The sequence below is a fragment of the Pseudocitrobacter faecalis genome (assembly GCF_965231525.1).
Lineage (GTDB): Bacteria > Pseudomonadota > Gammaproteobacteria > Enterobacterales > Enterobacteriaceae > Pseudocitrobacter > Pseudocitrobacter faecalis.
Map to the genome: position 1 here is coordinate 4,795,213 of NZ_CBDDNJ010000002.1, position 26,329 is coordinate 4,821,541.

The window sequence follows — 26,329 nt, forward strand, 5'->3', positions numbered from 1 at the left end:
CAATCGGCCCCTTCAGTACATTGATAAACCGGCGTCCGGCGATATTGCTATTAAGACGCCAGCGACAGTTCACGCTTTCCCGCATTTTGCAGCAGCCATTGCGCCACGCGCGACTGCTGTTCGGCGTTCAGCCACATTCCCTGCTTGGTCCTGCGCCACAGCGCGTCATCGGCGCGGCGTACCCATTCATGCTCAACCAGATAACGCAGTTCAACTTCATAAAACTCATGACCGAAATCTTCACCTAAATCAGCCACACTTTTCGCCTGACCCAGTAACAGTTCGCTGTTGCTGCCGTAGGTGCGCGCAAAATGACGCGCCAGCGATTCGCTGATAAACGGATAACGGCGGCGTAAGGTTGCGGCGTAATCATCGCGGTCGCCGTTGATGTCTCCGCCGGGCAGCGTTGCGCCTTTAGTCCACGCCGGGCCGATATTTTTGTAATACGGTGCCAGTTTCTCCAGAGCATGCTCGGCAAGCTTACGATAGGTAGTGAGTTTCCCGCCAAAGACTGAAAGCAACGGCGCCTGGTTATCGACGTCATGCACATCCAGCGTGTAGTCGCGGGTAATAGCCTGCGGTGAATCCGATTCATCATCACAAAGCGGACGCACACCGGAATAAGTCCAGACTATGTCGTCACGCCCCAGCTGTTTTTTGAAGTGTGCGTTATACACTTTCAGCAGGTAGCTGATTTCCCCTTCATCGATTTCGACATTTTTCGGATCGCCGTGGTACTCCTGATCGGTCGTACCGATAATCGAAAACTCATCCATCCACGGGATCACGAACACAATTCGCTTATCTTCGTTTTGCAGGATGTACGCCTGTTTCTGCGTGTGGACGCGCGGCACCACAATATGGCTGCCTTTAATCAGGCGGATGCCGTAAGGCGAGGGCAGGTGCATACCATCATCGAAGAACTGCTTCACCCACGGGCCGGTGGCGTTAACCAGGCCACGCGCCTGCCAGGTGTATTTTTTGCCGGTATCGATATCTTCCGCTTCAACAATCCACAGGCCATTTTCACGGCGAGCGGAAGTCGCGCGCGTGCGAGTCAGTACCTCACCGCCTTTACGCACCACCATCTGCGCGTTGGCTAATACCAGGCGCGCATCGTCAACCCAGCAGTCGGAATATTCGAATCCGCGCACGATTTCTGGCTTAAGTACCGATTCTGCGCCAAAACGCAAACCGGTTGACCCCGGCAAACTGGTGCGTTTGCCCAGGTGATCGTACATAAACAAACCAATGCGAATCATCCACGCCGGTCGCAGATGCGGGCGATGCGGCAGACGAAAACGCATCGGGAAAGCGATATGCGGTGCCATTTTTAACAGCACTTCACGCTCGGCGAGCGCTTCACTCACCAGGCGAAATTCATAGTGTTCAAGGTAGCGAAGGCCGCCGTGGATGAGCTTAGAACTGGCGCTGGAGGTGGCGCATGCCAGATCCTGCGCTTCCAGCATCAAAACGGATAATCCGCGTCCGGCGGCATCCGCTGCGATCCCTGCGCCGTTGATCCCGCCACCTATCACAATCAGATCTTTGGTTTCCATGCTCGCTACCTCGTTCACTTTCGTTATAGCTCAATAATGCTCGATAACGAAAATAATAGCAAACAAACGCGCGTTTGGTAACATCAAAAAAACAATTTACAGTGATGTGTGTAACATATTGGCGTTTCACTGCCGTCAGGACGTACACTTGGCGGTAAAATGGCGTGAGTTCGCCCACCTGCAATAAAGAGATGAAAAACCATGGAACAGTTTGTGTGTATCAATGTAGAAGAAGCGCACCAGAAATTACGCCAGCAGACCGCGGTGCTGGTAGATATTCGTGACCCGCAGAGCTATGCGCTGGGCCACACGCCGGGCGCGTTTCATCTGACCAACGATACGCTGGGCGCGTTTATGCGCGATAATGATTTTGACACGCCGGTGATGGTGATGTGCTATCACGGCAACAGTAGCAAGGGCGCGGCGCAATATTTGTTACAGCAGGGCTATGATGAAGTGTATAGCGTGGACGGCGGCTTCGACGCCTGGCATCGCCACTTCCCGGCTGAGGTTGAGCACATCGCGCTTTAGGCATTTGAATGCGATGTTATACTGTCCCCCTTTGTGTGGAATAAGCGACCCTCTGCATGTTGATGATCACCTCTTTTACTAACCCACGCGTTGCCCAGGCCTTTGTGGACTACATGGCGACGCAGGGTGTTATCCTGACAATACAACAACATACTCAGAGTGATGTCTGGCTCGCCGATGAAAGCCAGGCCGAACGCGTGCGTGCCGAGTTGACCCGCTTTTTGGAAAACCCGGCAGATCCGCGTTATCTGGCGGCGAGCTGGCAAGCGGGCCACACCAATAGCGGGTTGCACTATCGTCGTTTCCCGTTCCTCGAAACGCTGAAAGCGAACGCGGGGCCGGTGACCATGGCGGTGATGATCGCCTGTATTCTGGTTTTCGTCCTGATGAACGTGGTGGGCGATCAGGCTGTGATGATCTGGCTGGCATGGCCCTATGACAGTTCAGTGCAGTTTGAAGCCTGGCGCTACTTTAGCCACGCGCTGATGCATTTCTCGGTGCTACATATTTTGTTTAACCTGCTGTGGTGGTGGTATCTCGGCGGGGCAGTGGAGAAACGCATTGGCAGCGGTAAACTGGTGGTGATTACCGCCATCAGCGCGCTGTTGAGCGGTTTTATACAGCATCAGTTTAGCGGCCCCTGGTTTGGCGGGTTGTCTGGCGTGGTGTATGCGCTGATGGGGTACGTCTGGCTGCGCGGCGAGCGCGATCCGGACAGCGGAATTTACCTGCAGCGTGGGTTGATTATCTTTTCGTTGGTCTGGCTGGTTGCCGGTTGGTTTGATCTTTTTGGCATGTCGATTGCCAATGGCGCACATGTTACCGGCCTGGTGGTCGGTCTGGCGATGGCGTTTGTCGATACGCTAAATGCGCGAAAGCGCGCGTAAATTTTTCAGGGACTCACCATGAAACAAACACAACGTCATGACGCGATAATTGAGCTGGTTAAATTGCAGGGCTATGTCAGCACTGAAGAATTGGTGGAGCACTTTTCCGTTAGTCCACAAACCATCCGCCGCGACCTGAACGACCTTGCGGAGCAGAAGATGATCCTGCGCCACCACGGCGGTGCGGCGTTACCATCAAGCTCGGTAAACGCTTCGTGGCACGACCGAAAATCGACGCAAACGGCGGAGAAAGAGCGCATTGCCCGCAAGGTGGCAAGCGAAATCCCTAACGGCTCTACGCTGTTTATCGATATCGGCACCACACCGGAAGCGGTCGCTCACGCCCTGCTGAATCACAGCGACCTGCGTATCGTTACTAACAACCTCAATGTCGCGAACACACTGATGGTGAAAGAGGATTTCCGTATTATCCTTGCTGGCGGCGAATTGCGTAGCCGTGACGGTGGAATTATCGGGGAAGCCACGCTCGATTTTATCTCCCAGTTCCGCCTCGATTTCGGCATTCTGGGGATTAGCGGTATCGACAGCGACGGTTCGCTGCTTGAGTTTGATTACCATGAAGTGCGCACCAAGCGCGCCATTATTGAGAACTCGCGCCATGTCATGCTGGTGGTCGACCATTCTAAGTTTGGCCGTAATGCGATGGTGAATATGGGCAGTATCAGCATGGTCGATGCGGTTTATACAGATACCCTGCCGCCGGATGGGGTGATGAAGGTGATTGCCGAACATAACATCCAACTGGAGTTGTGTCGGGAGTAACGGTGAGAATTGCCGGATGCGGCTACGCCTTATCCGGCCTACGGAGTGCTTGTAGGCCGGAGGCATCGATTACATCTGGAACTGCCCTTTGCTCAGGTCAGTCACGATGGTATTCATTTTGTCTTCCGTCAGCTGATAGAAGCGAATGGAAATTGCGGTAATCAGATAGAAGATAGCCGGTAGCACGGTGAACAGAATCAGTACGCCGCGAATTGCTTCGGCAGACTGCTGCTCGACGCCAGCCTGATAGCCATAGAAAGCCAGACCCCAGCCGGTGAGCGCCCCGCCAATTGCCACGCCCAGTTTGATGATAAAGATATTCGCTGCGACGTTCATACCCGTAATACGACGCTGGGTTTTCCATTCGCCATAGTTGTTGGCGTCGGTGATCATTGACCACTGTAGCGGCGCGTTAATACCCTGTAATACGTTCAGAATAATGTGAACGATAAATGCAGGGATCCAGTATTCGCTCGGCAATACAAGGAACAGCAATCCAATTAAGGCGCTCAGAATGTTTACCCACACAGACGCGCGGATTTTACATACTTTTGAACCCAATGGTTTCGCGGCCAGGCTTCCGACCACCGCAGCGACCGTTGTCGCCAGCATAAACATGGAAATAACGCTGCTACCCTGATTGAGGATATATTGCACGAAATAGACCAGTAAACTGCCGCGCACAACCACACCACACAGCATTGCCAGATTATAAACCGACAGAATCCACCACTGATCGTTTTTCGCCAGAATTTTCACGTCGCGCAGAATATTCAGGTTTTCTTCTTTCACCGGCTCAATACGTTCTTTGGTGGTCAGGAAGCAGATGAGGAACATAATGCAACCAATCACGCCAAATATTCCCATCGCCCATTGCATACCGCTTGCGCGATCGCCCGGTGCGAGGAAGTCTGCCAGCGGTAGAATCAACGCTGTACCCATTGCACCGCCGATAGGCGCGATGGCAAAACGCCAGGATTGCAGCGAGAGGTTTTCTGACGGATCGGCAGTAATGGCTGCGCCGAGCGAGCAGTAAGGAATATTAATCGCGGTATACATTAATGTCATAAATATATAGGCGATAACGGCGTAAATAATTTTTCCGGTCTGATCGAAGTCTGGCGTGGAATAAACCAAAATACAGCTAACGGCAAACGGTACGCAGATAATTAACAGCCATGGACGAAAACGACCCCAGCGACTTTTTGTCTGGTCTGCAATGGCCCCCATGATCGGATCGGTAATAGCGTCAAGAACTCTGACGACTAAAAATAATGTCCCCATAACGGCTGGGGGTAAGCCATAAATATTTGTGTAGAAGTACGCCAGAATAGCAACAGAGGAATCGAAAACGATATGGCTTGCAGCATCGCCCAAACCAAATCCAAATTTCTCTTTAGCACTGACTTTTTCGGTTAATGCCGACATATATTCACCCTTTTATAACGTGCCAACTCGCGTGGTAGTTATAAAAGGTGGGGCGAAGAAGAAATATTCTAATTTTTCACTTCTGATTTATGTTTCTTCTCTAATGTGACGTAGCTATCTCTTCCTGGGCGTGGAAATTAATATATAATATATTCGGATGGCGTGTAATTCACCATCCAAATATATTAAACACCATATCCCATCATTTTCAGCAGATGTTGCGCATGCTGTACTGCATCCTGACGATGCGCTACGCCCAGTTTTTGGTACAAATTACGAATATGCGTCTTGATGGTGGTGGCGGCGACGTCCAGCTCACCGGCAATTTGTTCATTACTGTAGCCGGAGTAGATTAGACCCAGCACCTGCCATTCACGCTGAGTGAGCGGGCTGGTACGGATAAGCTCTGGCACTTCCGGGTGATTCAGCAGACGTTCGACGAAGTTCTCGTCAAAATGCGCAAACTTATGCCGATGATGTTGATTGATTTCGCGCAGGATACGCTGAGCGCGATGCTGATCAAGTTCCGGCAGCGTGTTGAGCTGAATTAGCTGGCGCAGTTGCTGCGCCATCGCTTCACCTTCAATCACAAAGTGGCTGATAAACCCGGTGCGGTTGGCCAGCGTCAGTGCTTCCAGCAGCACGTGCTGGGCTTCATTTTTCCTTCCGGCCTGCCAGTACAGTTGATTCAACAACAGCAGGTTGCGGTTGAGATCGCTCATCAGACGCAGCGAACGCGCATTTTCGTTCAACTCTTCCAGCACCATTTCAGCGGCATCAAATTCGCCGAGCAGGATCTGAACACGGGCGATGTTGCGCCACTGGCTTTGCAGGAAGTGGTTGTTGGCGAATGCCGGTTTTGGCGTATGGCGCAGCCAGTTGGCGGCGGATTTTTTATCGCCGACCATTTGCCAGTAAATGACGCGCACTTTGTCGGCGTTAGAGACCCAGTCGCTGTGATACGGGCCATTGCCGAGTAAATTTTCCAGACGGTTCAGATGGCTGCGAGCATTGTCGAGATCGCCGCGCGCCAGAGAACATTGCACCAGTAGGGCCAGGCACTGAAGCTGCTGCTGTGGCTGATAGTTAACCAGCACGTCCATGCCGGTACGCGCACTGGCTTCAGCCTCGTCCAGACGCGCCCACGCCCACAGTAACTGCGCGCGAATGCGCAGCAGGAACTCGTGCATAGGCAGTTGTTCGAGGTGCTGATCGCGCACCAGCTGGAATGCCTTTTCCTGGCACTCCCAGGCGGCCTGTAAAAAGCCCTGGGCAAACAGAATTTCACTTTGTTGAATCAGGCTCCACAGGGCGTAGTGCCAGACATCATGACGGCGCGCCATCTGCTCCGTTTGCTGCATTACAGACAACGATTGACCCAGTTGCCCTTTACAGTGCAGCACTTCGCCGTGCACTGAAGTGGCGACGATACGGCTGTAGAAGCTTGCCAGCGGCAGCTCATCAAGGGCAACCATCGCCAGACGTTCGGCTTCTTCCGGATCGCCGTCGTTGATTGCCACCTGCGCGCGCAGGGCGTTGAAATCGCCATGCAGGGCTTTGTCCATCTCGAAGTCCATCTCCTGCTCGGCACGCGCCAGCAGGGTATTAACTTCGCTATAGCGATGCTGGCTCTGCATCAGCCATGCCTGTAACAGCACCAGACGTGGGTTTTCCAGCAGGCTTTCCCACGGCAGGGCGGAGAGCGACTCTTCCAGCAGCGCGAGTTCGCTGTGATGGAACAGACCCCAGGCGTGATTCAGCAGGATATCGCGCAGCATTTTTGGATCGCCCGCCGCAAGGGCGTGATGAATCGCCTCGCTCGGGAAGCCTTGCGTCATCCAGCTTTCGGCGGCGGCGCGATGAATATCGGGTAACTCTGTCGCCAGTTCCCACTGACAGCGCTGGCGCAGGAAACTACAGAACAGCGGGTGATAGTTAAACCACTCACCGGAGTCATCCATGCGTTGCAGGAACAACCCCTGACGCTCAATCTCTTCCAGGCGCATCTGGCCATTTTCTTCGCCGGTGACGCGCACAATGAGCGCGTCGTTCATGGAGCGCAGCAGTGAGCTTTTGAGCAGGAAATTACGCGTGGCAGGCTCCACGTTATCGAGCACTTCATCAACCAGATAATCGGACAGATGGCTCGCGTTAATGCCGGAGAGACGGCGGGCGGAGTGCTGCGTGGCGTTATTACGCTGACGCGCCGACAGGGCGATCAGCTGCAACGCCGTTGCCCAACCGGCAACGTCGTCACACAGACGGCCACTCTCAGCCAACTCGATAGGCGAGGTGAGGCGGCAGTCGAAGAATTGTTTGGTTTCAGAGTGGTTAAAGGCCAGTTGTTGGCTGCCGATTTCCAGTAACTGGTCGCGTACGCGCAGGTTGGCGATACCCAACTGCGGTAAATTACGCGACAGAACGACCAGCGTCAGGTTTTCCGGCTGATGGCGCAGGAAAAAGCGCATGGCGTCGTGGATCACCGGGTTGGTGATCAGGTGATAGTCATCAATCACCAGATACAGCGGTTTCTGCCATTCGCTCAGCTCGACAAAAAGCTGCGAAAACAGTGACGACAGGCTCGCATACTGGCGTTTTTGCACCATGTTTTCACTGGCGCTGCAATGGCCGCCCGTCGCCTGCTGAATCGCAGCGATAAGGTAGCTGGCGAACCGTTCCTGCTGGTTATCCCCTTCATCAAGAGAGTACCAACCCAGTTCGTTTTTTCCCGCCGCCCACTGTGAAATGAGCGTCGTCTTGCCATAACCTGCAGGGCTGGTGATCAGCGCCAGACGATAATTGTTCGCGCCTGAAAGCTTCGCCAGCAGCCGTTCCCGAATCACTGTGTGTTCAAGACGGACGGGTCGACTTAATTTTGACGGAATCAACATAGCAATCACTTCACTGTGAGGAGAGAAAAAGATTTTTTTTAGGGCTCGTAATTAATCAATACAAAGGTCGGCCAAATGACAATCTATTGCAAGTTATGTCCGTTTTTGATGTTTGCGAATTTGCACTCTGTCACAAATCTTCTTATCGCCTATTTAAATTACGGAGACCGGTTACAGAGCGCGTGGTGTCTGGGTTTGTCAAAAAGAGTAAAACTCTGAAAAAGGAACAAACACCATGGGGTTAATTAAACTACTAATAAATTTGCCGTCGGATGCGCTATTTGGCTTATGAATCATCTTATTTTCGTTTCAGGGTATTTCATCAGAGTGACTATTTCCTTGAGAATGTAAATTAGGAAAAACACCATTTCATTTTTTTGACATGCCGCGCGGATATCTTCGTTCTGATACCCGAAACTGCCGCCAGGCAGAATGGATGGCCGCCTGAGAGCGTGTGAAATTTGCGCAATCTCAGGGTTAGTCACTAACGTAATAGTGTCTGCGATCACACTTTTCGCTCATCCCTGCGACTCCTCCCCGCCTAATCCGGGACGGGATGAGGAAGACACACAGTCAGCCAGGCAAACTATCACTAACGTTTATGTAAAAAGGACTCGAATTCCCTATGTCACAGCCAACCTTCAATAAAGAACTGTTTCAGGCGGCCCTGACGCGTCAGTGGCAACGATTTGGTTTACAGGCGGCTTCTGAGATGAACTCTCACCAGTGGTGGCAGGCTGTGAGCGGTGCGCTGGCAGAAATGCTGTCCGCTCAGCCCGTAGCGAAACCGGCGAAGGATCAACGCCATGTAAACTACATTTCGATGGAGTTTCTGATTGGTCGACTGACCGGTAATAACCTGTTGAACCTCGGCTGGTATGAAGGCGTGAGCGATGCGTTGAAGCCGTTTAATATCAACCTGACAGACCTGCTGGAAGAAGAGACCGATCCGGCGCTGGGCAACGGCGGTCTGGGGCGTCTGGCGGCGTGCTTCCTCGACTCCATGGCGACCGTGGGGCAGTCGGCAACGGGCTACGGCCTGAACTATCAATATGGCCTGTTCCGTCAGTCCTTCGTAGAGGGTCAGCAGATGGAAGCGCCGGATGACTGGCAGCGCGGGAGCTACCCGTGGTTCCGCCACAACGCGGCGCTGGATGTGCTGGTTGGTATCGGTGGCAAAGTCAGTAAAGAGGGCCACTGGACTCCGGCATTTGAAATTACCGGTGAAGCCTGGGATCTGCCGGTACTGGGTTACCGTAACGGCGTCGCACAACCGCTGCGTCTGTGGCAGGCGAAGCACGCGCATCCATTTAACCTGACCAAATTCAACGACGGCGACTTCCTGCGCGCAGAGCAGCAGGGCATCGACGCCGAAAAACTGACAAAAGTACTTTACCCGAATGACAACCACACGGCGGGTAAAAAACTGCGCCTGATGCAGCAGTACTTCCAGTGCGCCTGTTCGGTTGCTGACATTCTGCGCCGTCATCATCTGGCGGGCCGCAAACTGCATGAACTGGCGAATTTCGAAGTCATTCAGCTTAACGATACGCACCCGACGATCGCCATTCCTGAGCTGCTGCGCGTGCTGATTGATGAGCACCAGTTGAGCTGGGACGACGCCTGGGCTATCACCAGCAAAACGTTCGCCTACACCAACCACACCCTGATGCCGGAAGCGCTCGAGTGCTGGGATGAAAAACTGATTAAAGCGCTGCTGCCGCGCCATATGCAGATTATCAACGAAATCAACGCCCGCTTTAAGAAGCTGGTGGATAAAACCTGGCCGGGCGACAAAGCGGTGTGGGCGAAACTGGCGGTCGTGCATGACAAACAGGTGCGCATGGCGAACATGTGCGTGGTCAGTGGTTTTGCGGTGAACGGCGTCGCCGCGCTGCACTCCGACCTGGTGGTGAAAGATCTCTTCCCGGAATATCACCAGCTGTGGCCGAACAAATTCCATAACGTCACCAACGGCATTACGCCACGTCGCTGGATCAAACAGTGCAACCCGGCACTGGCTGCGCTGCTCGATAAGTCGCTGAAGAAAGAGTGGGCGAACGATCTCGACCAGTTGATCAATCTGGAAAAATTCGCTGACGACGCCAAATTCCGCCAGACATACCGTGAGATCAAACAGGCCAACAAAGAGCGTCTGGCTGAGTTCGTGAAAGCGCGTACCGGCATTGAAATCAATACTCAGGCGATTTTTGATATTCAGATCAAACGCCTGCATGAGTACAAACGTCAGCACCTGAACCTGCTGCACATTCTGGCGCTGTATAAAGAGATCCGCGAGAACCCGCAGGCAGACCGCGTACCGCGTGTATTCCTCTTCGGCGCGAAAGCCGCTCCGGGCTACTACCTAGCGAAGAACATTATCTTCGCGATTAACAAGGTGGCAGAAGCGGTCAACAACGATCCGAAAGTGGGCGACAAGCTGAAAGTGGTCTTCCTGCCGGATTACTGTGTGTCGGCGGCGGAAAAAATGATCCCGGCGGCGGACGTCTCCGAGCAGATCTCTACCGCAGGGAAAGAAGCGTCTGGTACTGGCAACATGAAGCTGGCGCTGAACGGCGCGTTGACGGTTGGCACGCTGGATGGTGCGAACGTGGAAATCGCGGAAGTGGTTGGCGATGAAAACATCTTCATTTTCGGCAACACCGTAGAACAGGTGAAGGCGCTGAAAGCCAAAGGTTACGACCCGCTGAAATGGCGTAAGAAAGACAAACTGCTGGATGCGGTGCTTAAAGAGCTGGAGAGCGGTAAATACAGCGATGGCGACAAACACGCGTTCGACCAGATGCTGCACAGCCTGCTGAAAGGCGGCGACCCGTACCTGGTGTTGGCCGATTTTGAAGCCTATGTGGAAGCGCAGAAGCAGGTTGATGTGCTGTATCGCGACCAGGAAGCGTGGACTCGCGCCACTATCCTGAATACCGCGCGCTGCGGCATGTTTAGCTCCGATCGCTCCATCCGCGATTATCAGAAACGTATCTGGCAGGCAAAACGCTAAGGACAGGCCTATGGAAAGCAAACGCCTCGACAATGCCGCGATGGCGGCGGGGATCAGCCCCAACTATATCAATGCGCACGGTAAACCGCAGTCTATCGGTGCTGACACCAAACGGCGTTTGCTGGACGCAATGCACGCTACCGCCACGAAAGTGGCGGTGACGCCCGTCCCGAACGTCATGGTCTGGACGCATGGCAAAAAAATGGCCCTGACGGTTGAAGGCAGCGGTGAGTTTCACTGGCTGCTGACCACCGAAGAGGGCAAGCAGTATCAGGGCGAAGCGACAGGAGGCAAAAACCTGGCGCTGCCCGCGCGGCTGCCTGAGGGCTATCACTCCCTCACGCTGACTCAGTCTGATGAACGCTGGCATTGCCGGGTGATTGTTGCCCCGGAACGCTGCTACGAACCGCTGGCGTTGAAAGAGAAAGAAAAACTGTGGGGCGCCTGCGTGCAGCTCTACACCCTGCGTTCTGAAAAGAACTGGGGAATTGGCGACTTTGGCGACCTGAAAGCGATGCTGCCTGAGATAGCCAAACGCGGCGGGGCATTTATTGGCCTCAACCCGATTCACGCGCTCTACCCGGCGAACCCGGAAAGCGCCAGCCCGTACAGCCCGTCTTCACGCCGCTGGCTGAATGTCATTTATATCGACGTCAACGCGGTGGAGGATTTCCAGCTCAGCGAAGAAGCGCAGGCCTGGTGGAAAAAACCGGCTACGCAGAACGCGCTGAAGGCCGCCTGCGATGCAGTGTGGGTTGATTATACGGCGGTAACGGAACTGAAAATGACCGCGTTGCGTATGGCGTGGACGCGTTTCGCTAAACGCGATGACGCACAGATGACCCAGTTCCGTCACTTTGTTGAACGTGAAGGTGACAGCCTCTATTGGCAGGCGGCGTATGACGCGCTGCACGCCAACCAGGTGAAAATCGACAAACTGCGCTGGGGCTGGCCTGCCTGGCCGGAAGCGTATCAGGACGTCGATAGCCCGGAAGTCCGCGCCTTCTGCGAGCAACATGCCGATGAAGTCGATTTCTATCTTTGGCTGCAATGGCTGGCGTACACCCAGTTTGCTGTCTGCTGGCAGGAAAGCCAGCAATATGACATGCCGATTGGCCTCTATCGCGACCTGGCTGTGGGCGTGGCGGAAGGCGGCGCGGAAACCTGGTGTGACCGTGAGCTTTACTGCCTGAAAGCGTCAGTGGGTGCACCACCGGATATCCTTGGGCCGTTGGGGCAAAACTGGGGCCTGCCGCCGATGGATCCGCACATCATTACCGCGCGTGCCTACGAGCCGTTTATCGACCTGCTGCGCGCAAACATGAAAAACTGCGGCGCGCTGCGTATCGACCATGTGATGTCCGTGCTGCGTCTGTGGTGGATCCCTTACGGTGAAACGGCAGACCACGGCGCGTATGTGCATTACCCGGTGGATGATTTACTGTCGATTCTGGCGCTGGAGAGTAAACGCCATCGCTGCATGGTGATTGGTGAAGATCTCGGTACTGTACCGGTGGAGATTGTCGGCAAGCTGCGCAAAAGCGGGGTTTACTCGTACAAAGTGCTCTACTTCGAAAATGACAGCGACAAAACCTTCCGCGCACCAAAAGCTTACCCGGAACAATCCATGGCGGTTGCCACTACCCATGATCTGCCGACGCTGCGCGGCTACTGGGAAAGCGGTGACCTGACGCTCGGTCGGGCGCTGGGGCTTTATCCGGATGAAGTGGTGCTGCGTGGTTTGTATCAGGATCGCGAACTGGCGAAGCAGGGCTTGCTGGATGCGTTACACAAATATGGCGTGCTGCCAAAACGCGCCGGTCATAAAGCCAGCCTGATGAGCATGACCGACACGCTCAACCGCGGTATGCAGCGTTATATCGCTGACAGCAACAGTGCGCTGCTGGGGCTGCAACCGGAAGACTGGCTGAATATGGAAGAGCCGGTCAATATCCCTGGTACCAGCGATCAGTACAAAAACTGGCGTCGTAAGCTGACTACCAGTCTTGAGCAGATGTTTGCCGATGAACGGGTGAATAAGCTGATTAAGGATTTGGATAAGCGGCGCAAAGCGGCAGGTAAGAAGAAGTAAACGCGAAGCAAAGTATTCCCCTCACCCCGGCCCTCTCCCTAAGGGAGAGGGTAAGGGTGAGGGTGAAAATCTCACATCAAACAACCATTCCGAGCAGCAGACAACCTACCAGACCACACACGGAGATGATGGTTTCCAGCATCGACCAGGATTTGATGGTCTCGCCGATAGTCAGGTTGAAGTACTCTTTGAACAGCCAGAAACCTGGATCGTTCACGTGAGAGAAGATAACACTACCGGAACCAACCGCGATAACCATCAGCTCCGGGCTCACGCCAGTAGTGGCAATCAGCGGGGCTGCGATACCACCAGCAGTAATCGCTGCAACGGTTGCAGAACCCAGTGCGATACGCAGCACAGCGGCGATAGACCAGGCCATCAGCAGCGGAGAAACACTGGAGCCATGCATCATTGAAGCGATGTATTTGTCCACGCCACTATCAACCAGAACCTGTTTGAATGCGCCACCACCGCCGATGATCAACAGCATCATGGCAATGATTTTGATGGATGAGGTCAGCGTATCGTTCACCTGATCCATGTTACGACCACGATTCAGGCCGAACGTGAACACGGCAATCAGGACGGCAATCAGCGTTGCCATGACCGGGTCACCGAAAAACTCAGCGTACGGCAGCACCGCGTGGCCTTTCGGCAGCACCATTTCTGCAATGGCGCGCAGGGCCATCAGAATAACCGGAACCAGAGCCGTCCAGACGCTCACGCTGAAAGAAGGCATTTCTTCTTCAGTGAAGGTTTTCGGGTTGTGCAGGCCTTCCGGAATCGGCTTATCGATGCTTTTCAGGCAGCGCGCATAAACCGGGCCCGCCAGAATTACGGTCGGGATGGCCAGCAGCGTACCGTACAGCAGGGTTTTCCCCATGTCTGCGTGGAAGATGGTTGCAATCGCAGTTGGGCCTGGGTGCGGCGGCAGGAAGCCGTGTGTAACGGACAGCGCAGCAGCCATCGGCACACCGATATACAGCAGCGGAATACGTGCGGAAGCGGCGATGGTGAACACCAGCGGCAGCAACAGGACGAAGCCGACTTCATAGAACAGGGCAAAACCGACGGTGAAACCGGTCAGAACCACTGCCCACTGAATATTTTTACGACCGAATTTTTCGATAAGCGTGGTGGCGATACGCTGAGCACCGCCGCAGTCTGCCAGCAGTTTTCCGAGCATTGCGCCGAAGCCCATAATCAGCGCAAGGCTGCCCAGGGTTCCACCTACACCGTTTTTGATGGAGACGATGACTTTGTCGAGCGGCATTCCCTGCATTAACCCGACGGCGAGCGCCACCAGGATAAGGGCAATAAAGCCGTTCATTTTAAAACGGATCATCAGCAGTAATAACAGGATAACCCCGATAGCTACTATGACTAATGGCATGATGCACCTGGCCTTTAATTTATATGGGTAACGTCATTGTTTCAGTGACAACGTCCAATTGTCCCCGGAGAGGGTGGACACACTTCTTTGCGTCGGAATCTCACTTATGCCAGCTAAAGGATAGCTGGCTATTGATCTGCGTGACGACGCTATGGGGCGGATGATACGGGTAACATGCGGGAGTGAGAATTACCTGTGCAGCATAAATGTAAAAATTGCGACAGATGTCATACTATTTGCCGGGGTTTTGCAAAGATGTGTATAGGGAATTGCGAGCCATGTTGCGCGGTAACATTACGGTGGTGGATGTGTGCGGGGTGAGACATTCGCCGGATGCGGCTTGCGCCTTATCCGGCCTACAAAATCTGCACAAAACGTAGGCCCGATCGGGCAATAGCAGGCACAGTCACGTAGGCCCGATAAGCAAAGCGCATCGGGCAACAGCGAGCACAAAACCGTAGGCCCGGTAAGCGCAGCGCCACCGGGCAAAAGGGAAGGGGGTAAAACTTAGTAGTAAGAGTGTTCGCCGCGCTGGTGTTCGGTCAGGTCGCGCACGCCTTTTAGTTCCGGGAATTCGGCAAGCAGCTGCTTTTCAATCCCTTCTTTCAGCGTCACATCTACCATCGAGCAACCGTTACAGCCGCCGCCGAACTGAAGAATTGCGTAACCTTCGTCGGTGATTTCCATCAGCGTCACGCGGCCACCGTGGCCGGCCAGCTGCGGGTTAACCTGCGACTGAATCATGTATTCAACGCGCTCCATCAGCGGCGCATCATCAGACACTTTACGCATTTTGGCGTTAGGCGCTTTCAGGGTCAGCTGAGAACCCAACTGGTCGGTAACAAAATCAATTTCCGCATCTTCCAGATACGGTGCGCTCAGCTCATCGACATAAGCGGTGAGTTGTTCAAATTTCAGGGCTGTGTCACTTGCTTCCACCGCATCCGGCGGGCAATAAGAAACGCCACATTCTGCGTTTGGCGTGCCAGGATTGATAACAAATACGCGGATTTGTGTACCTTCTTCCTGATTTACCAGCAGTTTGGCAAAGTGCGCTTGTGCAGCATCGGAAATACGGATCATAGCTTTGGCCTAATAGTTGACTACTTTAGTTGGTTATAATACGCCCATCAGAGGGGGTCTACAAGGTGCGACACAGGCACCATACCTGAACGCTCGCCGCGCCGTTTCGCAAAAGCAGGCGGGAAATTTCGGCGACAGTGCTGCCCGTGGTGACGACATCATCCACAATCACCATATGGAGCCCCTTCACCGGTAATTCAAGCCGGAAGGCATTTTTCAGGTTGTGGGCGCGTAACCTTGCGCTGAGCTGGTGCTGGGTGGCGGTTTTTCGCACGCGTTTAAGCGCGTGAGGATGCCAGGCGCAGCCAAGCCATTTCGCGAGCGACTGACACAACAGATCGCTCTGATTAAATCCCCGTCGCCAGTGACGCCGCTGCCAAAGCGGCACGCTGATGAGCCGATCTGGCCGGGGGAATTCCGGCGTTTGCCGCGCCTTCAGCAGCATTAGCCGTGCCAGAATCGGGGCGAGCTCCGGTTTATCGCAGAATTTAAATTCATGAATCAAATGACTGAGCGGCGGGAGATAATCATTCACCGCTATTAACCGGCTCCAGGGCGGCGCCTTACGCAGGCAGCGCCCACATACGACATGCCCGGCGGCCGCCGGAAGGCCGCACTGTGGGCAGCGCGGTTGTGTGTTGAATAACGTTCGCGCGCAGCGGGAGCAGACGCCCCATCGTGAAATCGCCAACGGCATTTGGCATAGCCAGCACAAGCTGTGGACTGTTAGCATATTGCACCTCGAAAGCTGGATGTGGGAACAATAACTGATGAACAACGTTTGGTGGCAAACCAAAGGTGAAGGAGATTGTCATCTTGTGCTGCTGCACGGATGGGGACTGAATGCGCAGGTGTGGGATTGCATCACGGCGGAACTGAGCGCGCATTTCACGCTGCATCTTGTCGACCTGCCAGGCTTTGGCCGCAGCCGCGATTTCGGTGCAATGTCGCTGGATGCGATGGCGGAACATGTTCTCGCGCAGGCACCTGAACAGGCGATTTGGTTGGGCTGGAGCCTCGGTGGGCTGGTGGCGAGTCAGATAGCCCTGACACACCCGCAGCGCGTCCAGGCGCTGATTACCGTCGCGTCATCCCCGTGCTTCTGCGCGCAGGACGACTGGGCCGGTATCAAGCCCGAGATTCTGGCGGGCTTCCAGCAGCAATTGAGCGAAGATTTTCAGCGTACCGTTGAGCGTTTCCTCGCACTGCAAACGCTGGGCACGGAAAGCGCCAGGCAGGATGCGCGAGCGCTGAAAAGCACAGTGCTTTCACTGCCGATGCCGACCGTCGATGCGCTTAATGGCGGGCTGGAGATCCTGAAAACCGCTGATTTGCGTCAGGCGCTGACCTCGCTGGAGAAACCTTTCCTGCGTCTTTATGGCCGACTGGATGGTCTGGTACCACGCAAGATAGTTCCTGAGCTTGATGCCCTGTGGCCACAGAGTGAATCGTACCTTTTTGCCAAAGCCGCCCATGCACCGTTTATCTCGCATCCGGATGAATTTTGTCAGGTTATTCGCGAGTTTGCTGACGCTAAAATTTAATTTTTGCGCCCACATGGCAAAAGTTTCAAAGCGGAATAATACTTATCCTGCCGGTACGCTTAATGCGTTGATAGCCGTTGCGTACCGTATATAAAACAAAAACTTATATAAGGATAACGTTATGAAACTCGTTACAGGTATTGTCGCGACGCTGGTTATGGGCTCGCTCTCTTTCGGTGCATTAGCGGCGAAAGAAATTCAGAAAGAAGATGTCGCGAAGATGAATCTCACCAAAATTGGTGAAATTACGACCTCACGCACCACTTCACCGATGGATGCGAAGCGCGATTTGTCAAAAAAAGCGGATGAGCTGGGCGGGAAGTACTATGTGATTATCGCCGGTTCAAAGAATGAAAAAACCGTGCACGGTAACGCAGACGTTTACAAGTAATTAAAAAAGCGGGTCTTCGGGCCCGCTTGAGAGTGATAGCAAACGCAACATTGCCTGATGCGCTATGCTTATCAGGTCTACAGGTTTCTGCAATATATTGAATTTGCACTATTTTGTAGGCCGGGTAAGGCGTTCACGCCGCATCCGGCAAGAACAAAGCGCACTCTGTCATCAGCACAGCACCCACCATTCGCTCAGGCAAGCGCGTCCTTCCGGGCACTGCTTACAACTTCCTGACAGACAGCCATCCACCTCTTCCTGTATGCGACGGGCTTTGCCCATCGCTTCCAGACGTTCCAGCATGGCATCGATCATCGGCTGCGGCGTGTGTAACTGCGCGCTGAGCTGTGATGCTTCCATGCGCCCTTGCAGTGCCAGCATATCGCGAACCTCAATTAACGATGCCATCACCTCTCCTTAGTGGCAACTGCCAGAGGTTTCGTGGGCATGAACGGTTTTACGCGTCGCCAGCAGGTTCACATCTACGCGGCTACGAGCCCGGCGCAGCGCGCCAATCACGATTACGTTAAACAGAATCACCGCCAGAATGCACACCAGGCTGTATTGTGGATGCTGTTTGAAGCTGGTGACCTGATAGAACAGCGTAGACAGCGAGTAGGCGATATTCAGCCCCCACAGCACCGAGAAGCCCATCCAGCCACGGCTGGATTCGCGTGCAATCGCGCCCATTACCGAAATGCATGGAATGTAGAGCAGGACGAAAATCAGGTAGCTGTAGGCTGCTGCCGCGCTGCCGAATTTGCTGCTCATCACGCCCATTGCACCGGTCGCCATTTCCCCATCGCCCTTACTGGCTTCGATTGGGTTCGCCAGCACGCTCAGGCTGAAGGTGTCTTTCAGGCTCTGCCAGGTTTCATCGGCTGCGCCCAAAAGCTCATCGGTCAGGCTGAAGGTGGCCGGGTCGAAATCTTCTTCCTGGATATTTTCAGCCGTGTAGAGGGTGTTCAGCGTACCGACCACCACTTCTTTCGCCATCGCCCCGGTAAACAGGCCCACTGCCGCCTGCCAGTTGTCTTCATGCACGCCAATCGGTTTCAGCAGCGGCGTTAACTGACGGCTGACAGAGGCGAGGGCAGAGTCATTGATGTTATCAACCGCCTGGCCGCTCAGCGAGAAGCTGTTCAGCGCACTCAGGAAAATACTGACGATAACGATGACTTTACCCGCGCGAACTACAAAACCTTTCAGGCGTTGCCAGGTCTGGATAAACAAGCTCTTGAGATGCGGAATGTGATAAACCGGCAGCTCCATCACGAACGGCGAGGCTTCACCACGCATGATGGTGTATTTGAGCATCAGACCGGTGAGGATCGCCATCACGATGCCCAGCACGTAAAGCGAAAATACAGCCAGCGCGCCCTGCTGACCAAAGAAGGCCGCCGCGAAGACGGCGAAGATCGCCAGACGTGCGCCGCAGGACATAAACGGTGCCATCATAATGGTCATCAAGCGTTCACGCGGCGCATCGAGTGTACGTGCGCCCATCACCGACGGCACGTTACAGCCGAAACCGACAATCAGCGGTACGAAGGATTTGCCCGGCAGACCAAGCGACTGCATTAAACGGTCCATCACGAATGCGGCACGCGCCATGTAGCCGGAGTCTTCAAGGAAGGAGAGGAACAGGTACATCATGCCGATTTGCGGCACCAGCGGCAGCACGGTGTTGATCCCGCCGCCAATCCCCTGGGCGAGGAAAATCGTTAGCCATTCCGGGAAGTGCAGCGTTGCCCCAACCCATTGAATGCCGTGAATAAAGATAGCGACCGAGCCGCCGTCGAAAATGGGCTGCAATGCGCCGCCGATGTTAATCGCCAGCAGGAACATCAGGTACATCACGAACAGGAAAATCGGTAGCCCCAGCACGCGGTTGAGCACGATTTTATCCACCGCCGCGGTGAAGCGGCTGGGCTCGGCGGTCAGCGTGTTACTGACGCTGTCGCAAATGGCGGAGATGCTTTGATAACGCGCATCGGCAATATGTAGCGCCGGGTCATCCAGTTCGTCGCTCAGGTTAGCCAGCGCGACAGTGAGTTTATCCGCCGCATTGCCCGCATAGGCGCGGCTATAGATATCGCCTTCCAGCATCTGCATCCCGAGCCAGTGGCGCTGTTTCTCGGGGATGGATTCCGGCATCGCGCGCGCCAGGTTCCCTGCTTCCCGTAACAGGGGAGCCGCGTAATGCACCAGTTCAATCTCATCGTTACTTTGATAACGGTCAACCGCCAGCTTCAGGGCGTCGATCCCGCGGCCACGCGTGGAAACCAGCGGAACCACCGGGCAACCCAGACGGGCGGAGAGGGCGTCGATATCAATGCGGATTTGCTGTTTTTCCGCGATATCCAGCATGTTAAGCGCCACGATGCAGGGAATGCCCAGCTCAAGCAGTTGCAGCGTCAGATAGAGGTTACGCTCAAGGTTTGAAGCATCGACGACGTTAATCAGTAAGTCGGCGTCGCCGCTTAAAATGTAGTGGCAGGCGATTTGTTCATCGAGCGAGGTTTGCGCGGAGATAGTGGTCAGGGAGTAGGTGCCCGGCAGGTCGACCAGCGTGACGATGTGATCGGTGGTTGAAAACGTACCTTCTTTACGCTCGACCGTTACCCCGGACCAGTTCCCCACACGCTGACGCGCGCCGGTTAATTGATTAAATAAAGTTGTCTTGCCGGAATTAGGATTACCAATTAAGCCAATGGTTAGTTTTTTCATTTTTGTGAACTCTATAACAGCTAAATCGGATTAACGGGAAATGGATTCAAGATCCAGAAATTCCAAATCTTTTTTGCGTAGGACTAAACTGACTCGACGCGTTTCAATATGAATGGGATCGCCTAATGGCGCGACACGCACAACCTGGAAAGAGGAGCCGGGCAGCATACCGAGCGACAGCAGTTTCTGACGCCAGGCCGGGCTGATTTCACGGGAGAAGCCAGTAATTTTCCACGCACTATCAGGAGTAAATTGCATAGGGCCTACTTATTTCATCGCGAGTCACTGTCGCGCGGGTTCAAAAGAAACGAACGGAAAGGCGCGCGAACATGAGAGAGGTTAATTAATCTACAATACGATGATAATGAGAATGGTTTGTATCTTCAATAGATAAAATGTGAGCGGATGTTCTTTCTGAGAATAAAGTGGCGCAAAGTTGATTTGGCTCAAAACAATTCGGGTAAACCGTATGTTTGTTTATTTCATTGAATGTTAATGGGGTGATAATAATGCTAAATATAAAAACAATTAATATATTTCTGAAATAAAAAAGCCCGATAACGTTATCGGGCCCACAGACGTTTATATTGTGTAGGCCGGGTCAGCGCAGCGCCACCCGGCAAAACAAAGCGCACGATTTAGCGTTTTTTTCCCATCGCCGCCGCCAGCGCATCCATCATCGCGCTGTTACCCGCAGGCTGCGCATCGCGACCGCGTGGTTTTGCCGCTTTGGCCGCCGGGCGATTGCCCTGGTTGCGCTCATTACTGCTACCGCCGCGACGGGCGTTGGTTTCACCCGGCTGCTCGTCCAGACGCATGGTCAGCGCAATACGTTTACGCGGCAGGTCCACTTCCAGCACTTTCACTTTGACGATATCACCGGCTTTCACCACTGTGTGCGGATCTTCCACGAACTTATCCGCCAGCGATGAGATGTGAACCAGACCATCCTGATGCACGCCGATATCGACAAAAGCGCCAAAGTTAGTGACGTTGGTAACCGCACCTTCCAGAATCATCCCCGGCAGCAGGTCGTTCATGGTCTCAACGCCATCAGCGAACTTCGCGGTTTTAAACTCAGGGCGCGGGTCACGGCCCGGTTTTTCCAGCTCTTTGATGATATCGGTGACGGTTGGCACGCCGAAACGCTCGTCGGTGAATTCAGAGGCTTTCAGATTACGCAGCTCGCTGCTGTTGCCCATCAGATCTTTCAGCGCCTGCTGAGTCCGCGCCAGGATACGCTCGACCACCGGATACGCTTCCGGGTGCACCGTTGAGGCATCCAGCGGGTTGTCGCCGTGGTTAATACGCAGGAAGCCCGCGCACTGTTCAAAGGCTTTGGGCCCCAGACGGCTGACTTTCAGCAGTTGCTGACGGTTCTGGAACTGACCGTTCTCATCGCGCCAGCTGACAATATTCTGCGCCATCATGCGCGTCAGCCCCGCCACGCGCGTTAACAGCGGCACAGAAGCGGTATTCAGGTCTACGCCCACGGCGTTTACGCAGTCTTCCACCACCGCATCCAGCTTACGCGCCAGTGAAGTCTGGCTGACGTCGTGCTGATACTGGCCGACACCGATAGATTTCGGGTCGATTTTTACCAGCTCGGCGAGCGGGTCTTGCAAACGACGGGCGATAGAGACCGCGCCACGCAGGGAAACGTCGAGGTCGGGGAACTCCTGTGCCGCCAGTTCTGATGCCGAGTAAACCGATGCGCCCGCTTCGCTGACGATCACTTTCTGCGCCGTCACTTTCGGGAACTGCTTCTGTACGTCGAGGAAGAAACGTTCCGTTTCGCGCGAAGCCGTACCGTTACCGATAGCAACCAGCTCAACGTTATGTTTCTCGCACAGCGCTGCCACGGCAACGGCTGCTTTCGCCGCTTGCCCCGTATGCGGGTAGATGGTGTCGGTGGCGACCAGTTTGCCCGTCGCATCGACCACAGCCACTTTCACGCCAGTACGCAGGCCCGGATCGAGGCCCATCGTCGCGCGCAGGCCCGCAGGCGCCGCCATCAGCAGGTCGTGCAGGTTACGGGCAAAGACGTTAATTGCTTCGTCTTCCGCGCGCTCGCGCACGGTGCCCATCAGTTCAGTTTCCAGATGCATCAGCACCTTGATGCGCCACGTCCAGCTCACCACGCCTTTACGCCAGCTATCCGCCGGGGCGTTGTTCAGGCGCAGGTCGAGGTGATCGATAATAATCTGTTCACCGTGGCTCTCTTTCGGCGGCTCGTCGAACTGCGGGTCGGCATTAAGTGAGAGTTGCAGGATGCCTTCGTTGCGGCCACGGAACATCGCCAGCGCGCGGTGAGACGGCACGGTAGAAATCGGTTCGTGATGGTCGAAGTAGTCGCGGAATTTCGCGCCTTCTTCCTCTTTGCCTGCCACCACGGTCGCCACGATGTGGGCGTTTTTCCACAGATAATCACGCACTTTCGCCAGCAGGCCCGCGTCTTCAGCAAAACGCTCCATCAGGATATAGCGCGCGCCATCCAGCGCGGCTTTGGTGTCCGCTACGCCTTTGTCGGCATCGATAAATTTGGCGGCTTCCGTTTCCGGGTCATGTGACGGTTCGTTCCACAGCAGCTCAGCCAGCGGTTCCAGCCCGGCTTCAATGGCGATTTGCCCGCGTGTGCGACGTTTTTGTTTATACGGGAGGTAGAGGTCTTCGAGTTCTGTTTTACTGAGGGTGCCATTAATGGCTTTTTCCAGCGATTCGGTGAGCTTACCTTGCTCGCTGATTGACTTGAGGATGGTCTGGCGACGATCTTCAAGCTCACGCAAATAGCCCAGTCGGGATTCCAGATTACGCAACTGCGTGTCATCCAGACCGCCGGTGACTTCCTTACGATAACGTGCAATAAATGGCACGGTATTCCCATCATCAAGCAGGCGAACGGCGGCTTCCACCTGTTCTGCGCGTGCCTGAAGTTCACCCGCAATAATGCGGCAGAGCGAATCATTCATCATGGTGTTGTCATCTGTTGGGTCGAAAAAATCAGGGGATAGTTATACGGATTGACCGGCAAAAATGCCAGTCGCCACCGTATTCTCTCGGATTGTTCCAGGCGCGCTACTTCACATATTCGATCTCATTGATGTACCAGCTCGCTTCACCGGCGGGTGTTTGCACCACCGCCAGATCGCCAACCTCTTTTTTTAGCAGGCCGCGCGCCATTGGCGAATCAATTGAGATGTAGTCATTACGGCCAAATATTTCATCGTAGCCGACAATGCGAAAGCGTTTCACATCGCCGTCATCGTTTTCAATTTCCACCCATGCGCCAAAGAAGACTTTTCCTTCCTGCTGCGGTGAATAATCAACAATTTTCAGGTTTTCCAGACATTTGGTGAGATAACGCACGCGGCGGTCGATTTCACGCAGGCGCTTTTTATTGTACTGGTAATCGGCGTTTTCACTGCGATCGCCAAGGCTTGCAGCCCAGGTCACTTTTTTGGTGACTTCCGGGCGTTCCTCGCGCCAGAGGTAATCCATCTCTTTTTTCAGTTTTTCATACCCTTCACGGGTAATTAAAGGCGTTTTCATCCGCGTTTCCTGCCTTCTGCTGGCCTGTTGGAAAGCACAAAAGAGTCCAACAGGATGAATAATGTGTCTTATGATTAAATGTATACTTAAGCCGCTGTAAAATATGCTTTGTAACAATTTAGCCTGGAATTTATACCAGATTTAACTGGTGACCGGCTTACGCTTTTTTAAGAATACGCACTCATAATTGTTGCGAACCTTTGGGAGTAAAAACAATGCAAGAGAATTATAAGATTCTGGTGGTCGATGACGACATGCGCCTGCGTGCGCTGCTTGAACGTTATCTGACCGAGCAGGGTTTCCAGGTTCGAAGCGTAGCCAACGCCGAACAGATGGATCGCCTGTTAACCCGCGAATCCTTCCATCTTATGGTACTGGATTTAATGCTGCCAGGCGAAGACGGTTTGTCCATTTGCCGCCGTCTGCGTAGCCAAAGCAACCCTATGCCGATCATCATGGTGACGGCGAAGGGCGAAGAAGTTGACCGTATCGTCGGGCTGGAAATCGGTGCTGACGACTACATTCCAAAACCGTTCAACCCGCGTGAACTGCTGGCCCGTATCCGTGCGGTGCTGCGTCGTCAGGCGAACGAACTGCCGGGCGCGCCTTCTCAGGAAGAGGCGGTGATTGCCTTCGGTAAGTTCAAGCTGAACCTCGGTACGCGTGAAATGTTCCGTGAAGATGAGCCGATGCCGCTGACCAGCGGGGAATTTGCAGTACTCAAAGCGCTGGTGAGCCATCCGCGTGAACCGCTCTCCCGCGATAAGCTGATGAACCTGGCGCGCGGTCGCGAGTACTCCGCGATGGAGCGTTCCATCGACGTCCAGATCTCCCGCCTGCGCCGCATGGTGGAAGAAGATCCGGCCCATCCGCGCTATATTCAGACCGTTTGGGGCCTGGGTTACGTCTTTGTCCCGGACGGTTCGAAGGCATGAGGCGATTGCGCTTCTCGCCGCGAAGCTCGTTTGCCCGCACGTTATTGCTGATTGTCACCTTGCTGTTTGTCAGCCTGGTGACAACCTATCTTGTGGTGCTGAACTTCGCGATTCTGCCAAGCCTCCAGCAGTTTAATAAGGTTCTCGCCTACGAAGTCCGTATGCTGATGACCGATAAACTTGAGCTGGAGGACGGAACGCAGCTGGTGGTGCCGCCTGCGTTCCGCCGCGAAATTTACCGCGAACTTGGTATCTCGCTCTATTCCGATGAAGCGGCGGAAGAGGCGGGGCTGCGCTGGGCGCAGCATTATGAATTTTTAAGCCAGCAGATGGCGACGCAACTGGGTGGCCCAACGGAAGTGCGCGTCGAGGTCAACAAAAGCTCGCCCGTCGTCTGGCTGAAAACCTGGTTGTCTCCCAACATCTGGGTACGCGTTCCTCTCACTGAAATTCATCAGGGCGATTTCTCGCCGCTGTTCCGTTACACACTTGCAATCATGCTGCTGGCGATAGGCGGTGCGTGGCTGTTTATCCGCATTCAGAACCGACCGTTAGTCGACCTCGAACATGCGGCGCTCCAGGTCGGTAAAGGGATGATCCCGCCGCCGCTGCGCGAATATGGCGCGTCGGAAGTGCGTTCGGTAACCCGCGCCTTTAACCATATGGCCGCGGGCGTGAAACAACTGGCCGATGACCGCACCTTGCTGATGGCGGGCGTCAGCCACGACCTGCGCACGCCGCTCACCCGTATTCGTCTGGCGACGGAGATGATGGGCGAGCAGGACGGCTATCTGGCGGAGTCGATCAACAAAGATATCGAAGAGTGCAACGCCATTATCGAACAGTTCATCGACTACCTGCGCACCGGACAGGAGATGCCGATGGAGATGGCGGATCTTAATGCTGTGCTTGGCGAAGTGATTGCCGCCGAAAGTGGTTATGAGCGCGAGATTGAGACCGATCTCCAGGCAGGGGAAATTCTGCTGCGTATGCATCCGCTCTCCATCAAACGCGCGCTGGCGAATATGGTGGTGAACGCGGCGCGTTACGGTAATGGCTGGATTAAAGTTAGCAGCGGCAGCGAACTCAACCGCGCGTGGTTCCAGGTGGAAGATAACGGCCCGGGGATTAAACCCGAGCAGCGCAAACATCTGTTCCAGCCGTTTGTGCGCGGCGATAGCGCCCGCAGCACCAGCGGCACGGGGCTCGGGCTGGCAATTGTGCAGCGTATTATCGATAACCATAACGGCCTACTGGAGATTGACACCAGCGAACGTGGCGGACTGTTGATTCGCGCCTGGCTTCCGATTCCGGTGGCGCATGTACAGGGGCCGGTGAAAGAGGGTTAAAGCCCCCTCACCCTAACCCTCTCCCTCAGGGAGAGGGAACCGATCGTGCTCGTTGTTTTCCCCCTCTCCCTGTGGGAGAGGGCCGGGGTGAGGGGTTGTCGCAGGCCGGGCACACTCGCTAAACCCTGGCCAAAAAAAATCCCCCAACCTCACGGAAGGGGGATTTCA

Annotated in this window: 20 protein-coding genes; 9 read left to right on the forward strand and 11 right to left on the reverse strand. The window is 54.5% G+C overall.

Annotated features, from left to right (window positions below; genetic code table 11):
- Positions 1-50 precede the first annotated feature (50 nt).
- Positions 51-1,559: a glycerol-3-phosphate dehydrogenase gene (gene glpD, locus ACOXYR_RS23050; RefSeq protein WP_421356413.1), complete on the reverse strand. Its 1,509-nt coding sequence runs from the start codon at positions 1,557-1,559 to the stop codon at positions 51-53.
- 201 nt (positions 1,560-1,760) lie between these two features.
- Here glpD and glpE point away from each other — a divergent pair, with 201 nt between their 5' ends.
- From glpE to ACOXYR_RS23065, 3 genes are read left to right on the forward strand one after another with little or no spacing between them, the layout of a single operon-like run.
- On the forward strand, positions 1,761-2,090 hold the full coding sequence (gene glpE, locus ACOXYR_RS23055) for a thiosulfate sulfurtransferase GlpE (protein WP_015962658.1): 330 nt from the start codon (positions 1,761-1,763) through the stop codon (positions 2,088-2,090).
- A 56-nt stretch (positions 2,091-2,146) separates the two neighbouring features.
- Positions 2,147-2,977: a rhomboid family intramembrane serine protease GlpG gene (gene glpG, locus ACOXYR_RS23060; protein WP_108476575.1), complete on the forward strand. Its 831-nt coding sequence runs from the start codon at positions 2,147-2,149 to the stop codon at positions 2,975-2,977.
- An 18-nt stretch (positions 2,978-2,995) separates the two neighbouring features.
- Complete coding sequence (locus tag ACOXYR_RS23065; protein WP_108476576.1) at positions 2,996-3,760, forward strand: DeoR/GlpR family transcriptional regulator; 765 nt, start codon at positions 2,996-2,998, stop codon at positions 3,758-3,760.
- A 69-nt stretch (positions 3,761-3,829) separates the two neighbouring features.
- Here ACOXYR_RS23065 and ACOXYR_RS23070 read toward each other — a convergent pair whose 3' ends face one another.
- Both ACOXYR_RS23070 and malT read right to left on the reverse strand, forming a co-directional pair.
- Entirely contained in the window at positions 3,830-5,188 is a 1,359-nt protein-coding gene (locus ACOXYR_RS23070; protein WP_189624033.1) for a glycoside-pentoside-hexuronide (GPH):cation symporter, read from the reverse strand.
- A gap of 185 nt (positions 5,189-5,373) precedes the next feature.
- Entirely contained in the window at positions 5,374-8,079 is a 2,706-nt protein-coding gene (gene malT / locus ACOXYR_RS23075; RefSeq protein WP_421356412.1) for an HTH-type transcriptional regulator MalT, read from the reverse strand.
- A 625-nt stretch (positions 8,080-8,704) separates the two neighbouring features.
- On the opposite strand from malT, the gene malP reads away from it, so the two are divergent.
- Both malP and malQ read left to right on the forward strand, forming a co-directional pair.
- Positions 8,705-11,095, forward strand: coding sequence for a maltodextrin phosphorylase (gene malP, locus ACOXYR_RS23080; RefSeq protein WP_421356411.1), 2,391 nt, complete (start codon positions 8,705-8,707; stop codon positions 11,093-11,095).
- Between the two features lie 10 nt (positions 11,096-11,105).
- On the forward strand, positions 11,106-13,187 hold the full coding sequence (malQ, locus tag ACOXYR_RS23085) for a 4-alpha-glucanotransferase (RefSeq protein WP_421356410.1): 2,082 nt from the start codon (positions 11,106-11,108) through the stop codon (positions 13,185-13,187).
- Between the two features lie 76 nt (positions 13,188-13,263).
- On the opposite strand, the gene gntT is transcribed toward malQ, so the two are convergent.
- From gntT to gntX, 3 genes are all read right to left on the reverse strand, one after another.
- Entirely contained in the window at positions 13,264-14,580 is a 1,317-nt protein-coding gene (gene gntT, locus ACOXYR_RS23090) for a gluconate transporter (RefSeq protein WP_108476581.1), read from the reverse strand.
- A 507-nt stretch (positions 14,581-15,087) separates the two neighbouring features.
- The gene (gene nfuA, locus ACOXYR_RS23095) at positions 15,088-15,663 is read right to left on the reverse strand and encodes a Fe-S biogenesis protein NfuA (protein ID WP_108476582.1); all 576 of its coding nucleotides are present in this window, start codon (positions 15,661-15,663) and stop codon (positions 15,088-15,090) included.
- Positions 15,664-15,721: 58 nt separating this feature from the next.
- Positions 15,722-16,396, reverse strand: coding sequence for a DNA utilization protein GntX (gene gntX / locus ACOXYR_RS23100; RefSeq protein WP_108476583.1), 675 nt, complete (start codon positions 16,394-16,396; stop codon positions 15,722-15,724).
- 37 nt (positions 16,397-16,433) lie between these two features.
- On the opposite strand from gntX, the gene bioH reads away from it, so the two are divergent.
- Complete coding sequence (gene bioH, locus ACOXYR_RS23105) at positions 16,434-17,207, forward strand: pimeloyl-ACP methyl ester esterase BioH (RefSeq protein ID WP_108476584.1); 774 nt, start codon at positions 16,434-16,436, stop codon at positions 17,205-17,207.
- A 121-nt stretch (positions 17,208-17,328) separates the two neighbouring features.
- Positions 17,329-17,598, forward strand: coding sequence for a YdgH/BhsA/McbA-like domain containing protein (locus tag ACOXYR_RS23110; RefSeq protein ID WP_108476585.1), 270 nt, complete (start codon positions 17,329-17,331; stop codon positions 17,596-17,598).
- A 171-nt stretch (positions 17,599-17,769) separates the two neighbouring features.
- Here ACOXYR_RS23110 and feoC read toward each other — a convergent pair whose 3' ends face one another.
- The 5 genes from feoC to greB form a co-directional block, all read right to left on the reverse strand.
- On the reverse strand, positions 17,770-18,006 hold the full coding sequence (gene feoC / locus ACOXYR_RS23115) for a [Fe-S]-dependent transcriptional repressor FeoC (protein ID WP_189624026.1): 237 nt from the start codon (positions 18,004-18,006) through the stop codon (positions 17,770-17,772).
- Positions 18,007-18,015: 9 nt separating this feature from the next.
- Positions 18,016-20,328, reverse strand: coding sequence for a Fe(2+) transporter permease subunit FeoB (feoB, locus tag ACOXYR_RS23120; protein WP_421356259.1), 2,313 nt, complete (start codon positions 20,326-20,328; stop codon positions 18,016-18,018).
- A 30-nt stretch (positions 20,329-20,358) separates the two neighbouring features.
- Positions 20,359-20,586: a ferrous iron transporter A gene (feoA, locus tag ACOXYR_RS23125; RefSeq protein ID WP_015962672.1), complete on the reverse strand. Its 228-nt coding sequence runs from the start codon at positions 20,584-20,586 to the stop codon at positions 20,359-20,361.
- 380 nt (positions 20,587-20,966) lie between these two features.
- Positions 20,967-23,300: a Tex family protein gene (locus tag ACOXYR_RS23130; RefSeq protein WP_189624024.1), complete on the reverse strand. Its 2,334-nt coding sequence runs from the start codon at positions 23,298-23,300 to the stop codon at positions 20,967-20,969.
- 103 nt (positions 23,301-23,403) lie between these two features.
- Positions 23,404-23,877 (reverse strand): transcription elongation factor GreB, encoded by a 474-nt coding sequence (gene greB / locus ACOXYR_RS23135; protein WP_015962674.1) that lies wholly within the window; start codon positions 23,875-23,877, stop codon positions 23,404-23,406.
- A 215-nt stretch (positions 23,878-24,092) separates the two neighbouring features.
- On the opposite strand from greB, the gene ompR reads away from it, so the two are divergent.
- Together ompR and envZ are read left to right on the forward strand one after the other, a co-directional pair.
- On the forward strand, positions 24,093-24,812 hold the full coding sequence (gene ompR / locus ACOXYR_RS23140; RefSeq protein ID WP_001157751.1) for an osmolarity response regulator transcription factor OmpR: 720 nt from the start codon (positions 24,093-24,095) through the stop codon (positions 24,810-24,812).
- Positions 24,809-26,161: a two-component system sensor histidine kinase EnvZ gene (gene envZ, locus ACOXYR_RS23145; protein WP_108476590.1), complete on the forward strand. Its 1,353-nt coding sequence runs from the start codon at positions 24,809-24,811 to the stop codon at positions 26,159-26,161. Before ompR ends, envZ begins: the two co-directional genes overlap by 4 nt.
- Positions 26,162-26,329 lie beyond the last annotated feature (168 nt).